General features: G+C 62.7%; 16 protein-coding genes and 1 pseudogene. 5 read left to right on the forward strand and 12 right to left on the reverse strand.

Annotation, left to right across the window (positions count from 1 at the left end; genetic code table 11):
• Nucleotides 1-6: 6 nt before the first annotated feature.
• Both mexE and BLO80_RS01985 read right to left on the reverse strand, forming a co-directional pair.
• Nucleotides 7-1,260, reverse strand: coding sequence for a multidrug efflux RND transporter periplasmic adaptor subunit MexE (gene mexE / locus BLO80_RS01980; RefSeq protein WP_092326407.1), 1,254 nt, complete (start codon nt 1,258-1,260; stop codon nt 7-9).
• 145 nt (nt 1,261-1,405) lie between these two features.
• Nucleotides 1,406-2,170, reverse strand: coding sequence for a substrate-binding periplasmic protein (locus BLO80_RS01985; protein ID WP_092326409.1), 765 nt, complete (start codon nt 2,168-2,170; stop codon nt 1,406-1,408).
• Nucleotides 2,171-2,542: 372 nt separating this feature from the next.
• Between BLO80_RS01985 and BLO80_RS01990 the strand changes: the two genes are divergently transcribed.
• The gene (locus BLO80_RS01990; protein WP_092326410.1) at nt 2,543-2,968 is read left to right on the forward strand and encodes a VOC family protein; all 426 of its coding nucleotides are present in this window, start codon (nt 2,543-2,545) and stop codon (nt 2,966-2,968) included.
• Between the two features lie 129 nt (nt 2,969-3,097).
• Entirely contained in the window at nt 3,098-3,718 is a 621-nt protein-coding gene (locus BLO80_RS01995) for a TetR/AcrR family transcriptional regulator (RefSeq protein ID WP_092326412.1), read from the forward strand.
• Nucleotides 3,719-3,838: 120 nt separating this feature from the next.
• Here BLO80_RS01995 and BLO80_RS02000 read toward each other — a convergent pair.
• Both BLO80_RS02000 and BLO80_RS02005 read right to left on the reverse strand, forming a co-directional pair.
• Nucleotides 3,839-3,979, reverse strand: a pseudogene (locus tag BLO80_RS02000) (short-chain dehydrogenase); the annotation flags it as partial.
• A 136-nt stretch (nt 3,980-4,115) separates the two neighbouring features.
• Nucleotides 4,116-5,579 carry an efflux transporter outer membrane subunit gene (locus tag BLO80_RS02005; RefSeq protein WP_092326413.1) on the reverse strand — a complete coding sequence of 488 codons (1,464 nt, stop codon included), beginning with the start codon at nt 5,577-5,579 and terminating at the stop codon, nt 4,116-4,118.
• A 218-nt stretch (nt 5,580-5,797) separates the two neighbouring features.
• Between BLO80_RS02005 and BLO80_RS02010 the strand changes: the two genes are divergently transcribed.
• Genes BLO80_RS02010 through fabF form a run of 3 tightly spaced genes read left to right on the forward strand, consistent with a single transcriptional unit; the run spans nt 5,798 to nt 11,324 of the window.
• The gene (locus tag BLO80_RS02010) at nt 5,798-6,907 is read left to right on the forward strand and encodes an efflux RND transporter periplasmic adaptor subunit (RefSeq protein WP_092326415.1); all 1,110 of its coding nucleotides are present in this window, start codon (nt 5,798-5,800) and stop codon (nt 6,905-6,907) included.
• Nucleotides 6,904-9,984: an efflux RND transporter permease subunit gene (locus tag BLO80_RS02015; protein ID WP_092326416.1), complete on the forward strand. Its 3,081-nt coding sequence runs from the start codon at nt 6,904-6,906 to the stop codon at nt 9,982-9,984. The genes BLO80_RS02010 and BLO80_RS02015 overlap by 4 nt, the downstream gene beginning before the upstream one ends.
• 53 nt (nt 9,985-10,037) lie before the next feature.
• Complete coding sequence (fabF, locus tag BLO80_RS02020) at nt 10,038-11,324, forward strand: beta-ketoacyl-ACP synthase II (RefSeq protein ID WP_092326418.1); 1,287 nt, start codon at nt 10,038-10,040, stop codon at nt 11,322-11,324.
• Between the two features lie 27 nt (nt 11,325-11,351).
• Here fabF and BLO80_RS02025 read toward each other — a convergent pair whose 3' ends face one another.
• The 8 genes from BLO80_RS02025 to BLO80_RS02060 are packed head-to-tail and all read right to left on the reverse strand — an operon-like array spanning nt 11,352 to nt 17,277.
• Nucleotides 11,352-12,176 carry a DUF4198 domain-containing protein gene (locus BLO80_RS02025; RefSeq protein WP_092326419.1) on the reverse strand — a complete coding sequence of 275 codons (825 nt, stop codon included), beginning with the start codon at nt 12,174-12,176 and terminating at the stop codon, nt 11,352-11,354.
• Between the two features lie 8 nt (nt 12,177-12,184).
• Complete coding sequence (locus BLO80_RS02030; protein WP_256326643.1) at nt 12,185-12,475, reverse strand: hypothetical protein; 291 nt, start codon at nt 12,473-12,475, stop codon at nt 12,185-12,187.
• A 55-nt stretch (nt 12,476-12,530) separates the two neighbouring features.
• A complete protein-coding gene (locus tag BLO80_RS02035) occupies nt 12,531-13,523 on the reverse strand; it encodes a metal ABC transporter substrate-binding protein (protein ID WP_092326421.1) in 993 nt (330 codons plus the stop codon).
• Complete coding sequence (locus BLO80_RS02040) at nt 13,520-14,425, reverse strand: metal ABC transporter permease (RefSeq protein ID WP_092326423.1); 906 nt, start codon at nt 14,423-14,425, stop codon at nt 13,520-13,522. The genes BLO80_RS02035 and BLO80_RS02040 overlap by 4 nt, the downstream gene beginning before the upstream one ends.
• Nucleotides 14,422-15,102: a metal ABC transporter ATP-binding protein gene (locus tag BLO80_RS02045; RefSeq protein WP_256574065.1), complete on the reverse strand. Its 681-nt coding sequence runs from the start codon at nt 15,100-15,102 to the stop codon at nt 14,422-14,424. The genes BLO80_RS02040 and BLO80_RS02045 overlap by 4 nt, the downstream gene beginning before the upstream one ends.
• Before the next feature lie 23 nt (nt 15,103-15,125).
• Nucleotides 15,126-16,058 carry a metal ABC transporter solute-binding protein, Zn/Mn family gene (locus tag BLO80_RS02050; protein ID WP_092326426.1) on the reverse strand — a complete coding sequence of 311 codons (933 nt, stop codon included), beginning with the start codon at nt 16,056-16,058 and terminating at the stop codon, nt 15,126-15,128.
• Nucleotides 16,055-16,789 (reverse strand): DUF6162 family protein, encoded by a 735-nt coding sequence (locus BLO80_RS02055; protein WP_092326427.1) that lies wholly within the window; start codon nt 16,787-16,789, stop codon nt 16,055-16,057. The genes BLO80_RS02050 and BLO80_RS02055 overlap by 4 nt, the downstream gene beginning before the upstream one ends.
• Nucleotides 16,789-17,277 carry a DUF6644 family protein gene (locus BLO80_RS02060; RefSeq protein ID WP_092326429.1) on the reverse strand — a complete coding sequence of 163 codons (489 nt, stop codon included), beginning with the start codon at nt 17,275-17,277 and terminating at the stop codon, nt 16,789-16,791. Before BLO80_RS02060 ends, BLO80_RS02055 begins: the two co-directional genes overlap by 1 nt.
• Nucleotides 17,278-17,284 lie beyond the last annotated feature (7 nt).

Here is a 17,284-nt window from a genome sequence, read left to right on the forward strand (position 1 = left end):
AGTCCCTTAACCGCGTGGGGTCGCAGCGGCCAGTTTGCCTGCCGAGCCTGACGCCGCCTTGGATGGCGCGACTTGGGGCAGGTTGCTGGCTTCGAGCGCTTTACGTTGTTCTGCCAGGGCGGCAATGGTTTCTTCACTGGCCATCGGTACGGTTTCAGGCGTGACCGGCGAGCCCGGGCGAGCCCGTTGCAGCCCCTTGACGATGATGGTGTCGTCCTTGCTCAAGCCGTTGCGCACGATACGCAAGCCTTCGATCTTCGGCCCCAGCTCGACGGCGCGGTACGCCGGCTTGTTCTCGGCGTCCATCACCAGTACGAATTTCTTGCCCAGGTCGGTGCCCACGGCTTCGTCATTGATCAGCACGGCAGAGTAGGTGCCACTGCCCACCAGCTTCAGGCGAGCGTACAGGCCCGGGGTGTAGGCGCCGTCCTTGTTGTCGAACACGGCGCGACCGCGAATGGTGCCGGTCTGCGGGTTGACCTGGTTGTCGACGAAGTTCATCTGGCCCAGGTGCGGGTTGCCGTCTTCGTTGGACAGGCCCATGTAGACCGGCGTGGCCTGGCCGCGCTGGCCCTGGCGGGCGAGTTGGGTGTACTTGAGGAAGACACGCTCGTCGGCATCGAAGTAGGCGTAGACCTTGTCGGTGGACACGACGCTGGTAAGCGGCGTGACATCGGCGGTCACCAGGTTGCCGGCAGTAATCTGCGCGCGGCTGACGCGACCGCTGATGGGCGAGGTGACGCGGGTGAAGCTCAGGTTCAGCTTGGCCAGGTCCAATTGCGCCTGGATCGCCGCGACGGCGGCACGGGCTTCCTGGGCGGCGGTGGTGCGCGAGTCCGCCAGTTCGGCGGAAATGGCGTTGCTCAAGCGCAGGCGTTCGCCACGCTGGGCTTCGTTCTCGCTGCGGGTGGCGGTGGCGCGGGCTTGGGCCAGTTGGGCTTCGAGACGACGCACTTCAGCCTGGAAGGGACGGGGGTCGATCTGGAACAGCAGGTCGCCTTTCTTGACCAGCGCGCCTTCGGTGAAGGCCACTTCGTCGATCTGCCCGGAAACCCGCGGGCGGATCTCGACAGTTTCTGGCGCCTCGAGGCGGCCGGTGAACTCATCCCATTCGTTGACAGGCTGCTCCAACACCTTGGCCACACTGACTTTGGCCGGCGGCATGGACGCTGCCGTGTCGGGAGTCTTGCCGCAGGCGCTCATCACCAGCACCGCCAGCAGCGCGAGGGGAAAACGCAGTTTTGAAAGTGAATGTTCCATGGATAGCATCCGCCAATGTATTGAGAATGGGCGGATGATGCGTGGCGCAAGGCACAGGAACGAATCGAATGAAGCAAAGGTAACTATCATTCAGAATGATATAAGCCATCGATGAGGGCTCTAGTCCGGCTTCCCTCGCCACAGCCTATTGCGGCAAATATAGGTCATGGACACGCTTGACGGTCCCATCCGCGCGAAGCGCTTCGACCGCGTCGCGCAAATGCTCGACCATTTCCGGCGAGCATTGCTTGGAGCAGGCCAGGTAAAGGTCGGCGTTGCTGCCAACCGAACTCATGAGCAGTTTGCGCTTGGACACCTTCGGCCAGATGTAACGACTCTCCGGCACGCCGTTGAACCAGGCATCGATACGCCCCATCAACAGCATCTGGGCGGGATTGTCGCCGATGGCCAACGGATAGATCTGCTCATCGCTGAACCCTTCGCTGCGCAGGATATCTTCCTGTGCACTGCCCAGGCCGACGCCGATCTTGCGGTAGGTTTCTTTCGCTTGGGCGAAGCTGCTCACCCGCCGCTCGAGGCTGAAAAAGGCGCGCTCCATGGGCATGATCGAGGCGATCCAGGTGAAGCGATCCTCGCGAGTGGGGATGCGCGACAGGGGTGTGATCAAGTGGTCATGTTCTTCACTGACATGCTTTTGCGCCCGAGCCCAGGGAAGTACATGGATCTTTACGGTGTACCCGGCCCTGGTCATGGCCGCCACGGCGACATCGCCCACGATTCCGTGGCCCCTGGGGTCGTTGACGAATGTCAGCGGCGGTGCGTCGGGAATGTGCAGTTCAATGACCAGAGGCTCAGCGCTCGCCTCATGGTTAGCCAGCAGCGGCAGTAACAGACAAAGCCGGTAAAGCGCTTTGGTCGAGGCGTTCAAAACGCGTGTAGTCGGGCTCATGGACGATACTTCAGGCATTGAAAGTGGTGCGCCAATCCCGGCGTACGGGGCGCCGGAAACAACGTCTACAGGCCAGCTTCTTTTTTATAGGGTGCGGCGCAAGGTGCAGCGATCCTGCAGGATTCGCCAGAACCGTTCCATTCCATCACGTCAGTGCCGATGCCTTGGTCCGACTGTGCTTCTGAAGGTATAGATCATTTGCTCGGCGCAAGCGGCTAATTTGAATGTATACCTGCACGACGGACCTGCGGTGCAAGGTCCCGCCGCGAAAGACCGGTCCGTTCCCAGCATCGCCTGGACACGGTCTGTAGGGTTTTCTTGCCGCAAGCGCGGCGCTAGGATGGTCCAACCTCACACGTAAGAGGATTCTCGATGAGCATTTCTCCGTTCCATCTGGCGATTCCGGTCTACGATCTTGCCGCCGCCCGTACCTTCTATGGTGAAGTGTTTGGCCTGGAAGAAGGCCGTTCCAGCAGCCAGTGGGTCGATTTCAATTTCTACGGTCACCAACTGGTGATTCATGAGCAACCCAAGACCGCTTTCCAGGAAAGTGCCCAGAGCAATCCGGTGGACGGGCACGATGTGCCGGTCCCGCACTTTGGTGTTGTCTTGGCTTGGGAGGCGTGGGAGGCACTGGCTGAACGATTGAGATCTTTCGGTACGGAGTTTGTGATTGAACCCTACGTCCGCTTCAAAGGGCAGGTTGGCGAGCAAGCCACGATGTTCCTGTTCGATCCGTGTGGCAATGCCCTTGAATTCAAGGCATTCAAGGATATGAGCCAGCTTTTTGCCAAATGATACGGATAAATCGGGAGCCCTTGTGGCGAGGGGGGCAAGGCGCGGGTAACTGACGGACGGTTGTTTTGTGACTATATTCATTGATGGTCACAAGTTGTCATCCCTCGCCGGGATGCGTAAGCTGCTCCCATGAATCAGCCAACAGCACCTTCGTCCAGCACTCGCGGCCCAGCCGATCATGACATTCGCGACCAGATTGTCGCGGCGGCCAACGAGCATTTCAGCCAATACGGCTACGCCAAGACCACCGTGTCTGACCTGGCCAAGGCCATCGGCTTTTCCAAGGCCTACATCTACAAGTTTTTCGATTCCAAGCAGGCGATTGGCGAAGCCATTTGTTCCAGCTGTCTGGCGAAGATCGTTGCGGCCGTGGAGGAGGCCATCAGCGAGGAAGGGCTCTCTTCGACCGAGCGCTTTCGCCGCCTGGTCAAGACCCTGATTACCACCGGGATCGACCTGTTCTTCAATGATCGCAAGCTTTATGACATTGCCGCATTCTCCGCGTCGGAGCGCTGGCCCAGCTCCCAGGTGTATGACGCACGGATCAAGCAATTCGTGGTGCAGGTCGTACGGGAAGGGCGCGAAAGCGGTGAGTTCGAACGCAAGACGCCCCTGGATGAAACCGTTGAGGCGATACACCTGACCCTTCGGCCTTTCGTCAATCCTCTATTGCTGCAGTACAGCCTCGATCATGTCGAGGTGGCACCGACGCTCACCGCCAACCTCATCCTGCGTAGCCTGATGCCCTGAGGGACGGCTGCGACGAGTAGCCGTCCCGATTCAAAAACGACTTCCCTTGCATTCGGGGTGTACCTGACTGAGTGGTCTCTTTTTGCCTGTGAAGTGACTATTTTATAAATTGGTCACGTGAGTCAGCGCTTCCAGTTTGTCCAGCCTGCGGGCTACCAGAACGAGGGATTTTCCCTGCGCTGCGTATTGCCGGGCGAACTCCTCGCCAAAGCCGCTTGAAGCGTCCGTGATGAGCCCCCAGGAATTCTCGTTGGTTTTCATGTGGCTGGACTCCGGTTACAGAGATTGAAAATGGCTGCGATTGCCCGATCGCGAGCAAGCTCGCTCCCACAGGGTTAGCGCTCATTCCCTGTGGGAGCGAGCTTGCTCGCGATGACGACCTGGTGTTCATGTCGGATCATCGGCTCGCGATGGGCTGGGGTGGCTGCGGCGCTTGCCAGCCGCCACCGAGCGCCCTGAATGCCGCGACCGCCGCGCGTGCCGATTCCGTCCGTGCTTGTGCCCGGGCATCGGATGCCTGGAGCAGCGTCTCGTCGGCGTTGAGGACATCGATCAGGCTGGCCGTGCCTTTCTGATAGGCGATAAAGGATGATCGACGCGCCTCGCTCAATGACGCTTCGCCTGACGTGAGTGTCGTGGCCTGGGCTTCTCGGTTGACCAAGGCGGAGAACGCGTTCTCGACATCCTCGGTGGCGCGCAACGCGGACTGGCGATAAGCAGCCAGCGCCTCGGCTTCCTGTCCCTTGGCCTGGTCGATCTGGGCGTTGATCCGGCCAAAATCGAACAGCCTCCAGCGCAGACCCAGCGCCCCCGACGCCTGGCTGGCGCCGCCGGAGAAAAGGTGCCCGGCAGAGACTGCCGTGGCACTGCCGAGCAATGCGCTGAGGGAAAATTTCGGATAGTACTCGGCGACGGCTTCACCGATGCGGGCATTGGAGGCGGCGAGACGGCGCTCGGCGACGATGAGGTCCGGCCGTCGGCGCAGCAGATCGGCGGGCGTGCCCATCCCGCTGATTTGTGGGGGCAGGGGAATGCTACCCGTCTCGGTCAGTTGCGGGCGGTGGGTGCCTGGCGGCGTGCCGAGCATGACATCCAGCGCATTCATGGCGGCATCCAGCCCGGTTTGCAGGACCGGTACCGTTGCCTGGACCTGGGCAAGTTCACCCTCGGTCTGGCGGACCTGGTAGCTGGCGGCGAGCCCTTTGCTGTAGAGCAGCTGGACTTTTTCCAGCAGGTCCTGCTGGGTCTTGACCTGGCGGTTCGCAATGTCCAGCCGCGCTTGCAAGCCGCGCAGGGTGATATAGATGTCAGCAGTCTGCGCGGCGACGGCCAGCCTCGTGGCCGCGGCCCCGGCCTCGGAGGCCTGGTACTCGGCCCATGCAGCTTCGCGTCCGCGTCGCAGCCCACCAAAGACATCCAGTTCCCAGCTCGCGCCCAGGTCCATCGAGTAGCTATTGCCATATCGATCATAACCGGGGGTTGAATCGAGCACCTGGCCCAGCGGCGTCTCGACGGATTGATAGGCCCGTGCGGCCTGGCCGCTGATATTTCCCGACGGCAACAAGGCGGCGTTGGCGGCGCCGAGACCTGCCCGCGCCTGGGCAACGCGCGCTGAGGCCTGGGCAAGGTCGAGGTTCTGCTCCAGCGCCTTGGTGATGAAATCGGTCAACACCGGGTCGCCAAAACCCTCCCACCAGGTGGTGAGACTGGTCCGCGCTGTGCCGGTCCTTTGTTCGACAGAAGATTGGCCCAGGAAACGATCCGAAAGCGCGGCATCGGGACGCTGATAGTCCGGACCGACCGCGCAGCCGGTCATCAAGCTGGCGCTTACTAAAAAAGCAAGGGGGCGCAGGGTGGGCATTGACGTTTCCTTGGGATCGACATTTGTGACCATATTATATGATGGTCACAGTCTGTCAATTAGGGGTGAAAGTGGCTTTCAGAATTGAAAGTGCAGTATTTAATGGGTATTTGTGAAAAATCAGCTTTCATGAACTGCCGGGTGATGTGTGACCATTGACAGTATTGGTCACGAGCGCAAGAATGAGCTCCCAGTCCTCTGTTCAGTAAAGGGAACCTATGCTCCGGCTCCGACCTGTCACCCTTGCCGTTTGCTTGTTGCCTCTCGTCCTCACGGCGTGTGGCGACTCATCCACTGCCACCGATCCGCGCACGCTTGCTCCTCTGGTGAGGGTTGCGCAAGTGCAGGGCTCCTCCGCTGGCGCTCGCTCTTTCACTGGCGTGGTGGCGGCCCGCGTCCAGAGCGACCTGGGCTTCCGTGTATCAGGCAAGGTCCTGGAGCGCTTGGTGGATGCCGGTCAGGCCGTCAAGAAGGGCCAGCCGCTGATGCGCCTGGACCCCATCGACCTGGGCTTGCAGGCGCGAGCCCAGCAAGAGGCTGTCACGGCCGCACGCGCCCGGGCCAAGCAGACCGCTGACGATGAAGCGCGATATCGCGAGCTGGTGGCCGCCGGGGCGATTTCGGCGTCGGGTTATGACCAGATCAAAGCCGCCGCCGATACCGCGAAGGCGCAGCTCAGCGCCGCCGAGGCGCAAGCCGACGTGGCCCGCAACGCGTCCGGCTATGCGGTGCTCCTCGCCGACGCCGATGGTGTGGTGATGGAAACGCTCGCCGAGCCGGGGCAGGTCGTCAGCCCGGGTCAACCGGTGGTCCGACTGGCGCGAGCCGGGCAGCGCGAAGCCGTCGTGCAACTGCCCGAGACCTTGCGGCCGGCCGTCGGGTCCAGCGCCCAGGCGACACTGTATGGCAACACCAGCGGGGCGGTCGCCGCCAGGCTCAGGCTGCTTTCCGATTCGGCTGACCGGGTGACCCGTACCTTTGAAGCGCGCTATGTCCTGGAGGGCGCCCTGGCTAATGCACCGCTGGGCTCGACCGTCACACTGCGTATCGCCGAGGGCGTGGCCCAGGAGCAGGTGCTGCAAGTGCCGATTGCGGCGCTGTACGACCCCGGCAATGGCACTGGCGTGTGGGTCATCGACGGCGAGCCGGCAAAAGTGACTTGGCGTCCCGTCCAGGTCTTGGGCTTGAGCGACGACGCGGCGCGCGTTGCAGGCCGTCTCAACGTCGGTGAGCGCATTGTCGGTCTGGGTGCACATCTGCTGCGTGAAGGCGAGCCCGTCCGGCCGCTTGCACAGGGCGATGTGAACGTCGCGGAGAGCCGCCAATGAGCTTCAATCTGTCGGCGCTCGCCGTGCGCGAGCGCGCCATCACGGTATTTCTGATTTTCCTGATCGCCGTCGCCGGGACCCTGGCGTTCTTCAAGCTTGGCCGCGCGGAGGATCCACCGTTCACGGTCAAGCAACTGACCGTCATCACTGCATGGCCGGGGGCGACGGCGCAGGAGATGCAGGACCAGGTCGCCGAGCCCCTGGAAAAACGCCTGCAAGAATTGAAATGGTACGACCGCTCGGAAACCTACACTCGTCCCGGCCTGGCTTTCACCATGGTTTCGCTGCTGGACCGCACGCCGCCTTCACAGGTGCAGGAAGAGTTCTACCAGGCGCGCAAGAAGCTCGACGACGAAACCACCAAGTTGCCAGCGGGTGTGATCGGCCCCCTGGTCAACGACGAGTACTCGGACGTGACGTTCGCGCTTTTCGCCCTCAAGGCCAAGGGCGAGCCGCAGCGCCTGCTGGTGCGTGATGCCGAGGTGCTGCGCCAGCGCCTGTTGCATGTGGCGGGGGTGAAGAAGGTCAACATCATCGGCGAACAGGCCGAGCGCATTTTCATTTCCTTCTCCCATGACCGGCTGGCGACCTTGGGTGTTTCTCCCCAGGACCTCTTCGCCGCCCTGAACAGCCAGAACGTACTGACGCCCGCCGGCTCCATCGAAACCAACGGGCCACAGGTTTTCCTGCGGGTGGAGGGTGCTTTCGATAAATTGGAGAAAATTCGTGACACGCCCCTGGCCATCCAGGGGCGCACGTTGAAACTCTCGGACGTGGCGACGGTTGAACGTGGCTATGAAGACCCGGCCACCTTCCTGGTGCGCAACAACGGCGAAGAGGCATTGTTGCTAGGCGTGATCATGCGCGAGGGTTGGAACGGCCTCGACCTGGGCAAGGCGCTCGATGCCGAGACGAGCAAGATCAATGAAGGCATGCCGCTGGGCATGACGCTGACCAAGGTGACCGATCAGGCGGTGAACATCAGCTCGGCGGTCGACGAATTCATGGTCAAGTTCTTCGTTGCCTTGCTGGTGGTGATGGTGGTCTGCTTCATCAGTATGGGCTGGCACGTCGGGATCGTGGTCGCGGCGGCAGTACCCTTGACCCTGGCCATCGTGTTCGTGGTGATGGCGGCCACCGGCAAGAACTTTGACCGGATCACGCTGGGCTCGCTGATTCTGGCCCTCGGGCTGCTGGTGGACGACGCCATCATCGCGATCGAAATGATGGTGGTGAAGATGGAGGAGGGCTACGACCGGATCAAGGCCTCCGCGTACGCCTGGAGCCACACGGCCGCACCGATGCTGTCCGGTACGCTGGTGACGGCGATCGGCTTCATGCCCAACGGTTTCGCCCAGTCCACCGCTGGCGAATACACCAGCAACATGTTCTGGATCGTCGGCATTGCCCTGATCGCCTCCTGGCTGGTCGCGGTAGCGTTCACCCCCTACCTGGGGGTGAAGATGTTGCCGGACATCAAGAAGGTCGAAGGCGGGCAGGCGGCCATCTACGACACCCCACGCTACAACCGCTTCCGGCGAATCCTGGCGCGGGTGATCGCCCGCAAATGGCTGGTGGCCGGCACCGTCATCACACTGTTTGTGGTCGCCATCCTGGGTATGGGCCAGGTCAAGAAGCAGTTCTTCCCGACCTCGGACCGTCCCGAGGTCATGATCGAAGTACAAATGCCCTATGGCACCTCCATCGAGCAGACCAGCGCCGCCACTGCCAAGGTTGAGGCCTGGCTGCAAAAACAGCCCCAAGCCAAAATCGTCACGGCTTACATCGGGCAGGGCGCACCGCGCTTTTTCCTGGCGATCGCGCCGGAGCTGCCGGACCCATCGTTCGCCAAGATCGTGGTGCTGACAGACGACCAGGAAGCGCGGGAAACCCTCAAGTTCCGCCTGCGCGAAGCGGTCGCCGAAGGGCTGGCCCCGGAGGCACGGGTCAGGGCGACGCAAATTGTCTTTGGTCCGTACTCACCCTTTCCTGTGGCCTACCGGGTGATGGGGCCTGATCCGTCGAAACTGCGGGAGATCGCAAGCCGCGTCCAAGATGTCATGCAAGCCAACCCGATGATGAGGACCGTCAACACCGATTGGGGCCCACTGACGCCGACGCTGCATTTCAATCTGGACCAGGATCGCTTGCAGGCGGTTGGACTGACGTCCAGTGCCGTCGCCGAGCAACTGCAATTCCTGCTGGCCGGGGTGCCGATCACGGCGGTTCGCGAGGACATTCGTTCGGTGCAGGTGGTGGGACGCGCCGCCGGGGATATCCGTCTCGACCCGGCCCGGATCGAGGGCTTTACCCTGGTGGGCGCGGCGGGGCAGCGTATTCCGTTGTCCCAGGTTGGCGAAGTGGACGTGCGCATGGAGGATCCGATCCTGCGCCGTCGTGACCGGACCCCGACCATTACCGTGCGCGGCGACATTGCCGAAGGTCTGCAACCGCCGGATGTGTCGAGTGCGATCATCAAGCAACTGCAACCGATCATCGACACGCTGCCCGGCGGCTACCGGATCGAGCAGGCAGGGGCCATCGAGGAGTCCGGCAAAGCCGGCCAGGCCATCGTGCCGCTGGTGCCGATCATGATTGCCCTGACGCTGCTGATCATCATCGTCCAGGTGCGCTCGATCTCGGCCATGATCATGGTGTTCTTCACTGCGCCGCTGGGGTTGATCGGCGTGGTGCCGACGTTGCTGGTTTTCCACCAGCCGTTTGGCATCAACGCCCTGGTGGGACTGATCGCGCTGTCGGGCATCCTGATGCGCAACACGCTGATCCTGATCGGGCAGATCCATCAGAATGCAAAGGAGGGGCTGGACCCGTTCCACGCGGTCATCGAAGCCACGGTGCAGCGGGCTCGTCCGGTGCTGCTGACGGCGCTGGCGGCGATCCTGGCATTCATCCCGCTGACCCATTCCGTTTTCTGGGGAACGCTGGCCTACACCCTGATTGGCGGCACCTTCGTCGGCACCATCATAACGCTGGTGTTCCTGCCGGCGATGTATGCCATCTGGTTCAAGATCCGTCCGGTCAATACCGTTCAAACTGAAACAGCAACCCAGGCATAAGCGATTCATCGCATAGCGCTCCAGTGAGCGCCTACAGAATTGAAGAGGTTTCCATGAGTACTGCAGCAGGTCAAACACGCATCGTAGTCACGGGCGTTGGCATCGTCGGTCCGCTGGGTTGTGGCGTGGAGCAAGTCTGGCAGCGGCTGCTGGCCGGGCGTTCCGGCATCCGTAGCCTGCCCGAGGCGTTCACCGAGGGTACCGGCGTCGGGGTCGGCGGCCAGGTGCCCTCTCTGGAAGAGGATGCCGTTGCCGGTTACGACCCGGAACGCTTCATCGCGCCCAAGGATCGCAAGAAAATGGATCGCTTCATCGAGTTTGCGCTGGTGGCCGCCCATGAGGCCCTGGAGCAGGCGGGCTGGCATCCGACTGAAGCCGTCGACCAGGAACGGACCGCGACGATCATTTCATCGGGCGTGGGTGGGTTTGGCGCCATTGCCGATGCCGTACGCACCACCGACTCGCGGGGGCCGCGTCGGCTGTCGCCGTTCTCCGCACCGGCGTTTCTCGCCAACATGGCGGCCGGTCACGTGTCCATCCGGCACGGCCTCAAGGGCCCGCTCGGTGCACCGGTAACCGCCTGTGCGGCCGGCGTGCAGGCCATCGGCGATGCGGCCCGGCTGATCAGGAGCGGGGAGGCGGACATTGCCGTTTGCGGCGGTACCGAGGCGGCGATCGATCGCGTGACCTTGGGGTGTTTCGCGGCGGCCAGGGCGCTCTCTACCGGTTTTGCCGACCGCCCGCAGGAAGCTTCGCGCCCCTTCGACCGTGATCGCGACGGCTTTGTCATGGCCGAAGGTGCCGGGTTGTTGGTGATCGAGTCGCTGGAACATGCCTTGGCCCGTGGGGCCAAGCCTCTGGCGGAGCTGGTCGGCTATGGCACCAGTGCCGATGCCTACCATCTGACGGCCGGCCCGGAAGACGGCAACGGTGCCCGCCGCGCAATGGAACAGGCGCTGCGCCAGGCCGCTGTCAGCCCAGCCGACGTGCAGCATATCAATGCCCATGCGACGTCTACCCAGGTCGGCGACAGCGGGGAGCTGGCGGCGATTTGCTCGGTGTTCGGCACCGACTCGGGGGTGGCGATTACCTCGACTAAATCGGCTACCGGCCACCTGCTGGGCGCGGCCGGGGGCATTGAAGCCATCTTCACGGTATTGGCGCTGCGTGACCAGATCGTGCCGCCGACCCTGAACCTGGTTCATCCTGACGAGGCCGCCGCTGGGCTTGATCTGGTCGGCCTGAAGGCCAGGAAGATGCCGATTACCCATGCGCTGTCGAATGGGTTCGGGTTTGGCGGGGTCAATGCCAGCGTGTTGTTTCGTCGTTGGGAGGCATGAGTGCGGGTAGTCTGCGCTGGCACCTGATCACTTCATGTCCCTGGCCTGCACCCATAGCACCGCGTCTTGCGACAGGGGTTTGCCCTTGTGGGTTTTCGTCGCACCGATGTCGAGCGCCGCAATGCCCCACCAACCGGCCCGGGGCAGGCCGATGGTCACGATCCCTTGGGCGTCCGAGTAGGTGCTCAGGGCTTTGAATGAAGCCTGGGGGGCCGTGACGTAGTCTTGCTGGCCGAAGGCATTTTTCTCGAGATCAACGGAATGGTTGACGTATTCGATTTCGACTTCGGCGAATGGAACAGGCTTGCCACCGGCCAGCACCACGGCGCGGAACACGCCGCCCGTCCAATTGGCATAAGGCTTGTTCAAAGGCTGGATCTCCACCGGCAACCCTTGTGGTTCTGTCCAGTTGCCGGGGACTCCGCCCACGTTCACGATCAGCTTGGTGAACTGTTGGATGTAGACGTCTTCCTCGGTTTCCAGGTAAGGCTCGGGTTCGAGTACGAAGATATGGTCACCCAGTGAGCGCACCAACTCCCGTGGAATCGAGGCACGATAGGCCGTCGTTCGGTTGTCGCGACTCTGCCACTCGACGGGGCGCAGGTATTTGCGCAGGTCGATTTTTTCCTCGCCGTGGGAACTGATGTGGCTGAAGGCGCGAGGTGCATCCATGGTCATGGTAGGACCGCCGGAGAAAGGATGGGTGAACACCAGCGCGAACTCGAGTTGTTCTGCGCGTTGCAGTGCCGTTTCTTCGACGTAAAGCATCTGGAAATGAGCCTGTGCAGCGCCGGTCAAGCCAGTGAATGTCGTCGCGGCCAGGGCTTGAAGCAGTTTTCGCTTGAACGTCATGGTCGTTTTCACCTTGAAATGTCGGAAGACTGAATCGTGATCTGATGTCCAGCGCCACCCAGGAACACCACGGAGTAGTTTCCGGCAGGGGGCTGGAATGTGTAGGTGTTGTCCTTGCCGACTTCGCCTTGGAGCAACACCTTGCCGCTCGGATCCTGGACATGGATTTGTCTGCCTGCGGCCGAGCTGCCGTCGGTGAAGCCCGCCTCGCACGCCACCCGGCTATCGTCCTCGATGTAGCAATCGAAGACCGGGCCGTGGGCGAAGGTTGCCTGGCAGAACACCAAAGCGCCTGCCATCGATATCCGCCGTACTGAACCTATGGGTTTCATAACGTCTCGCAATCAAGATCGATCATTGGGGAAGGGGCGGGGCATCGCCCCTCTTATTGTCATTGCCCGTCGCGGTGAAGGCCGCCAGCAGGGCGTCCAGGTTCGAACCCATGAGCGTCTCGTATCCGCTGGCCGTATCGGCGAGCATTCCCGGGTTGCCCGCATCGAGGATCAGTAGCCGCGCGCCTCCGTCCTCGATGGCTTTGGTGATTTTGGCGTCCGGTGCCCACTTGTGGACTACCACGCGGATGTCACGCTCGCGCAGGTAGCGAGTCAGTGCGGCGCGGTCGGCGTCGCTCCAGTCGATGTCCTGCCGGACGAACCAACCATCGACAAAGACGCCGAACTCACCGAACAGGTAGATGAACTCATTGGCCAGCGACAACACGCGCAGGTCCGCCACCGTCGTCAGTCGGGCGCCGTAGTCGGCCTTGAGCCGGCGCAAGCGCCCTTCGAGCTCGGCGAGATTGCGCTCTATCCGTGGCGCGTCGGCGGGGGACAGGCGTGCCAGGTCGGCGGCGATCAGCCCCGACATGCGCATGGCGTTGACAGGGCCGAGCCAGGCGTAGGGCGACAGGCCCTCATCGACATCTCTCGCCGCAGCCCAGGGAACGTCGTTCGACGGCGCTTGGGTCACGGCCACGGCGGGCTTGACGGTGTCCCATGAACGCGAGGCGTCGATCTCGACGATTCGCAGGTTGTGATGGCGGGCTGTCGCATACAGCGGATCCGCACGCCAGAGATGGCTGAGGGTGACCACGGCCGTAGCCTGCTGGAACACCGCGGCGTCCAGGCGCGACAGCGCGTTGGCCTGGCTTTCCATGGGGACGGTCGCGTCCGCTGGCACACGGACGACTTCCAGGGTCGTGCCGGTGCTGAGTGCCGAGGCGAGCGCATACACGGCTGGCAATGCGACGAGCACTTGCTGTTTGCCGGTATCGGCAAGGGCCGGAAACGGAGCGCCCAGCAGCACCAACAGCGTCAGCCAGGCCCCGTAGATTCCTTTCCTATTCATACGCTGGCGCTCCTGAAACGGGATGCGGTAGCGCGCATGACGGTGGTGACGGCGAACACCAGGGCCGCGACGATCACAATGGCGCCGCCCGTTGGCACGGGGATGTGGAACTGCATGGGGGCCAGGATGCCAACCACGCAGGAAAAGGTCGCAATCAGGATGGCGCGCGCCACCAGCCCCGGCAGTGAACGGCTGATGTTGCGTGCTGCCGCGGCCGGTATGAGCAAAAGGGCTTCGACGAGCACTGCACCGATGATTTTCAGGCAGGCCACCGTTACCAGGGTGACCAGCACGACAAACAGGTATTCGACGCTTCGCACTCGCACGCCGCGTGCATGGGCCAGGCTCGGGTTGAGGCTGGCCAACAGCATGCCGTTGTACAGCGGCAGCCCGAGCAGCGCACACAGTGCCGTTACGCCAAGCAGCACGTTCATGTCGGTGTAGTCGACCGCCAGGATAGAGCCGAACAGCACACTTTCCATCACGTGGGTGTTGATCTTGGCCGACACGAACAGCAGCAGTGACGCCCCGACCGCCAGGGAAATGGACAGGAACACGCCGATCAGCGTGTCATTGGCCAATGTGGTGCGGTGCTGCGTGTACTTCAGTGTCAGGGCGAACAGCAAGCAGAAGCCGAACATCGAGAAGTAGGGGGATGTGTAGGATTCGCCGATCAGCACGCCAATGGCCACGCCGGTCATCGCCGCATTACCGACGGACTGACTGAAGAACGCCATGCGCTTGATCATTACCATCGAGCCCAGCACGCCCAGGAGCGGGCCGATGAGCACTGCGCAGAGCAGCGCGTTGATCACGAACTCGTACTCGAACGGTTGCGGCAGCAGGCCACTGGCGGCGAGCGCTTGCAGGTGGTTGCGAATGAACTCGTACAGGGCGCTCATTGGACTCCCTCCAGCGAATAGGCGACCTGGTCGGGGGCGCCATGGAACAGCACGCGGCGGTTGATAACGGTCACCGATTGGGCGATGCGCCGGACCTGTTCCAGGTCGTGGTTGATCCACAGGATGGTGACGCCCCGGCCATGCAACTCGGCCACCAGCGCTTCCACCAGCCGCACCCCCGGTTCGTCGATGCCGGCGGTCGGTTCGTCGAGGATCAACAGCCACGGCATCGGGCTGATCGCCTGGGCCAGCAGCACTCGCTGGCGCTGGCCACCGGACAGGCTGCCAAAGGGCTTGGCGCCCATGCCAGCCATGCCGGTACGCGCCAGGGCCTCGGCATTGGCCGCCTTGGCGGATCGACTCGAGCCCAGGAAGGCCGGCCGGCGTTGCCCCAGAAGGGCCATGAGATCGTTGACCGTCATCGGCACGTTGCGGTCGAAGTCCGGCAACTGCGGGACATAACCCATGGGCGTCGTGACCTCGCCCTCGAAGCGGACCGTCCCCGAATGCGGCATCTGGCCCAGCAGCGCGCGCACCAGTGATGTCTTGCCGCCGCCGTTGGGGCCGACCAGGCAGTGCAGGGCACCGGCTTCCACCCGAAAACTGACGTCGTCGAGTACTTGCGTACCTCCCAGTTGCAGGGAGACGTGATCGAACACCAGGGCGGGGCCGCGCATGGCCTGTTTCTCCTTCATTAGGTTCATCGCTGCGTGAACTCAACGGCTTCGGCCAAGGTTTCGAGGTTCTCGCGCATCGCCACCTCGAATTCGTCCGCGCTGTAGGCGGTGCCGGTGATGTGAGACAGCGCGAAAACCTTCACGCCGGTGGCGGCCTCGATGGGCTTGGCGAGATCGAGGGAGAAGTTTTTCTCGGCGAACAGCACCCGCACGTTGGCCTTCTTGATTGCGTCGAGGGTGTTGGCCAACTGGCGCGCCGTCGGTGCGACGCCGTGACGGGGCTCGATCACGGCGCTCACGAACAGGCCGAACTCCTGCATCATGTAGTCGTAGCCGGCATGGGTTGTCGCACAGCGGAACGATGACAGGTCCAGGGCGGCGAAGCGGGTCATGAAACCTGCTCGCAAGGCTCGGATGCGTGCGGCATAGGCAAGGGCGTTTTGTCGATACGCCACAGCGTTGTCCGGGTCCAGCTCCCCCAACCGGCGAGTGATCTCGAAGACCTGCTGTATCGCGGCCGTGGTGGAGACGAAGGTGTGCGGATTGACCACCTTGGCGCCATCCTGGTCACCGCCGATGGGAATGAGGGCCACCGACGCATTGGCCTGGATGATCGGCAATGTCGCCCCACGGCCGGCGGCCTTGACGATCTGGAAGGCCCATTCATCGTGGCCGATGCCATTGACGACCAAGGCATCGAGCGTCATCGCACGGGTGATGTCGTCGGGTTGCGGCTGATAGTTGTGTGGATTCGCTTGCGCCGGGATGAGTGCGACGACCTCGGCCCGATCACCGACGATATTGGCCACGAAGCTGTAGTAGGGGTGCAGGGTGACGCCGATCTTGAGCTTCTTGCCAAGAGGGGCCGTCGGGCCGGCGAATGCGATGGCGGGTATCAATACCAGCAGCGCAAGGCAACGGCGCCACAGCGCGCGGTGTTTCGTAGAAACGGTCATGGCTGGTTTCCTTTTACGCGTTCGATTTCACTGGCACCGTCGTAAGCAATGACCTGGCGCCAGCCTTTGCCGACCAGTGATTCGGGCTTGACGATGTCGGGGTAGGGCGCGTTCGGGTCGGGGTGGACCCAGATCGTTGCCTGGTTGGCCCACATGACGCCGGCATGGGCGTGCCCAATGACCAGCAGGTAGGCGCTCTGGCCGGGAGCGCGGCCGGCGGAACCGTAGTAGACCGTGGCGCCCTGGCCCTGGGTCGCTTGCGACACTGCGCTGACGGCTGGGGCAGCAGCATCGTCCTCGTGGTCATCGACGGAGCCGACATGGGGCAGATGGCTGCCAGGCAGAATCAACTGCCAGTGAACCTCACCGTTGGTCTTCCAGAAGGCATCCCGGTAGAAGGGCGGCAGCAAGATCTCCTGGGCACGCTCCAGCGTGATCCAACCGCCGGTGTCGTTGTTGTTCCAGATGATTTCTTCACCGGCAGGCAGCAGGGCGCTGTGGATGGCCTGGTCGACCGTACCCAGGCCATCGAAGGAACGCACCTGCCAACTCAAGGGGGCCGGTGGGCCGACGTGCTGAGGGCGCAGCAACACATAGCCTGTCACGCCGGCGATGATTGCCAGGGCCGCCAGCAACAGGGCCAGCGATTCCCAGCGGCCGGAAGCCGGGCGCACGACCGTGGTCGCACTGTGGGCGTCATCGTTGGGCCAGGTTCGCAACAGGCGAGCCATCAGACAAACCCGATCCAGCGGCCAAGACCTATCACGCACGCCCACAGTGCCAACGAGCAGAATCCGGCAACGCGGGCCTGGCCGGGCGGTGGCAGGGTCGTGTCCCATTGGTCGATCCGGCGATAGGCGCCCAGGTGGAAGACCCCCATGTTGACGCCCGCCAGCAACAACACGCCCATCTTCCACCAGAACACGCTGTTCTGCGCATAGGTGGTGGCATTGGAGGCAAACATGAGCAGGCCGGTGATCACGCAGGCTGAGAAGGCCACCCAGGTGTATGGCAGCAATTCCTGGATCAGCCGGAGCGCGCTTCGACGATGGGAGGCGATGCCGAGCAGGCGCAAGTCGACGACCGCGATGGTCCCGAACACCAGGGCGATGCCGATCACGTGCACCGACTCCAGGTTTGGAAAAATCGAACCCGACTCTCTGATCCGGGCGGCGACAGCGGTGTCCTCGAGGGCTTGCAGTATCGATTGGAGGTCCATGGTGAAT

Origin of the sequence: Pseudomonas sp. NFACC56-3 (assembly GCF_900100025.1) — a bacterium.
GTDB lineage: Bacteria > Pseudomonadota > Gammaproteobacteria > Pseudomonadales > Pseudomonadaceae > Aquipseudomonas > Aquipseudomonas fluorescens_AA.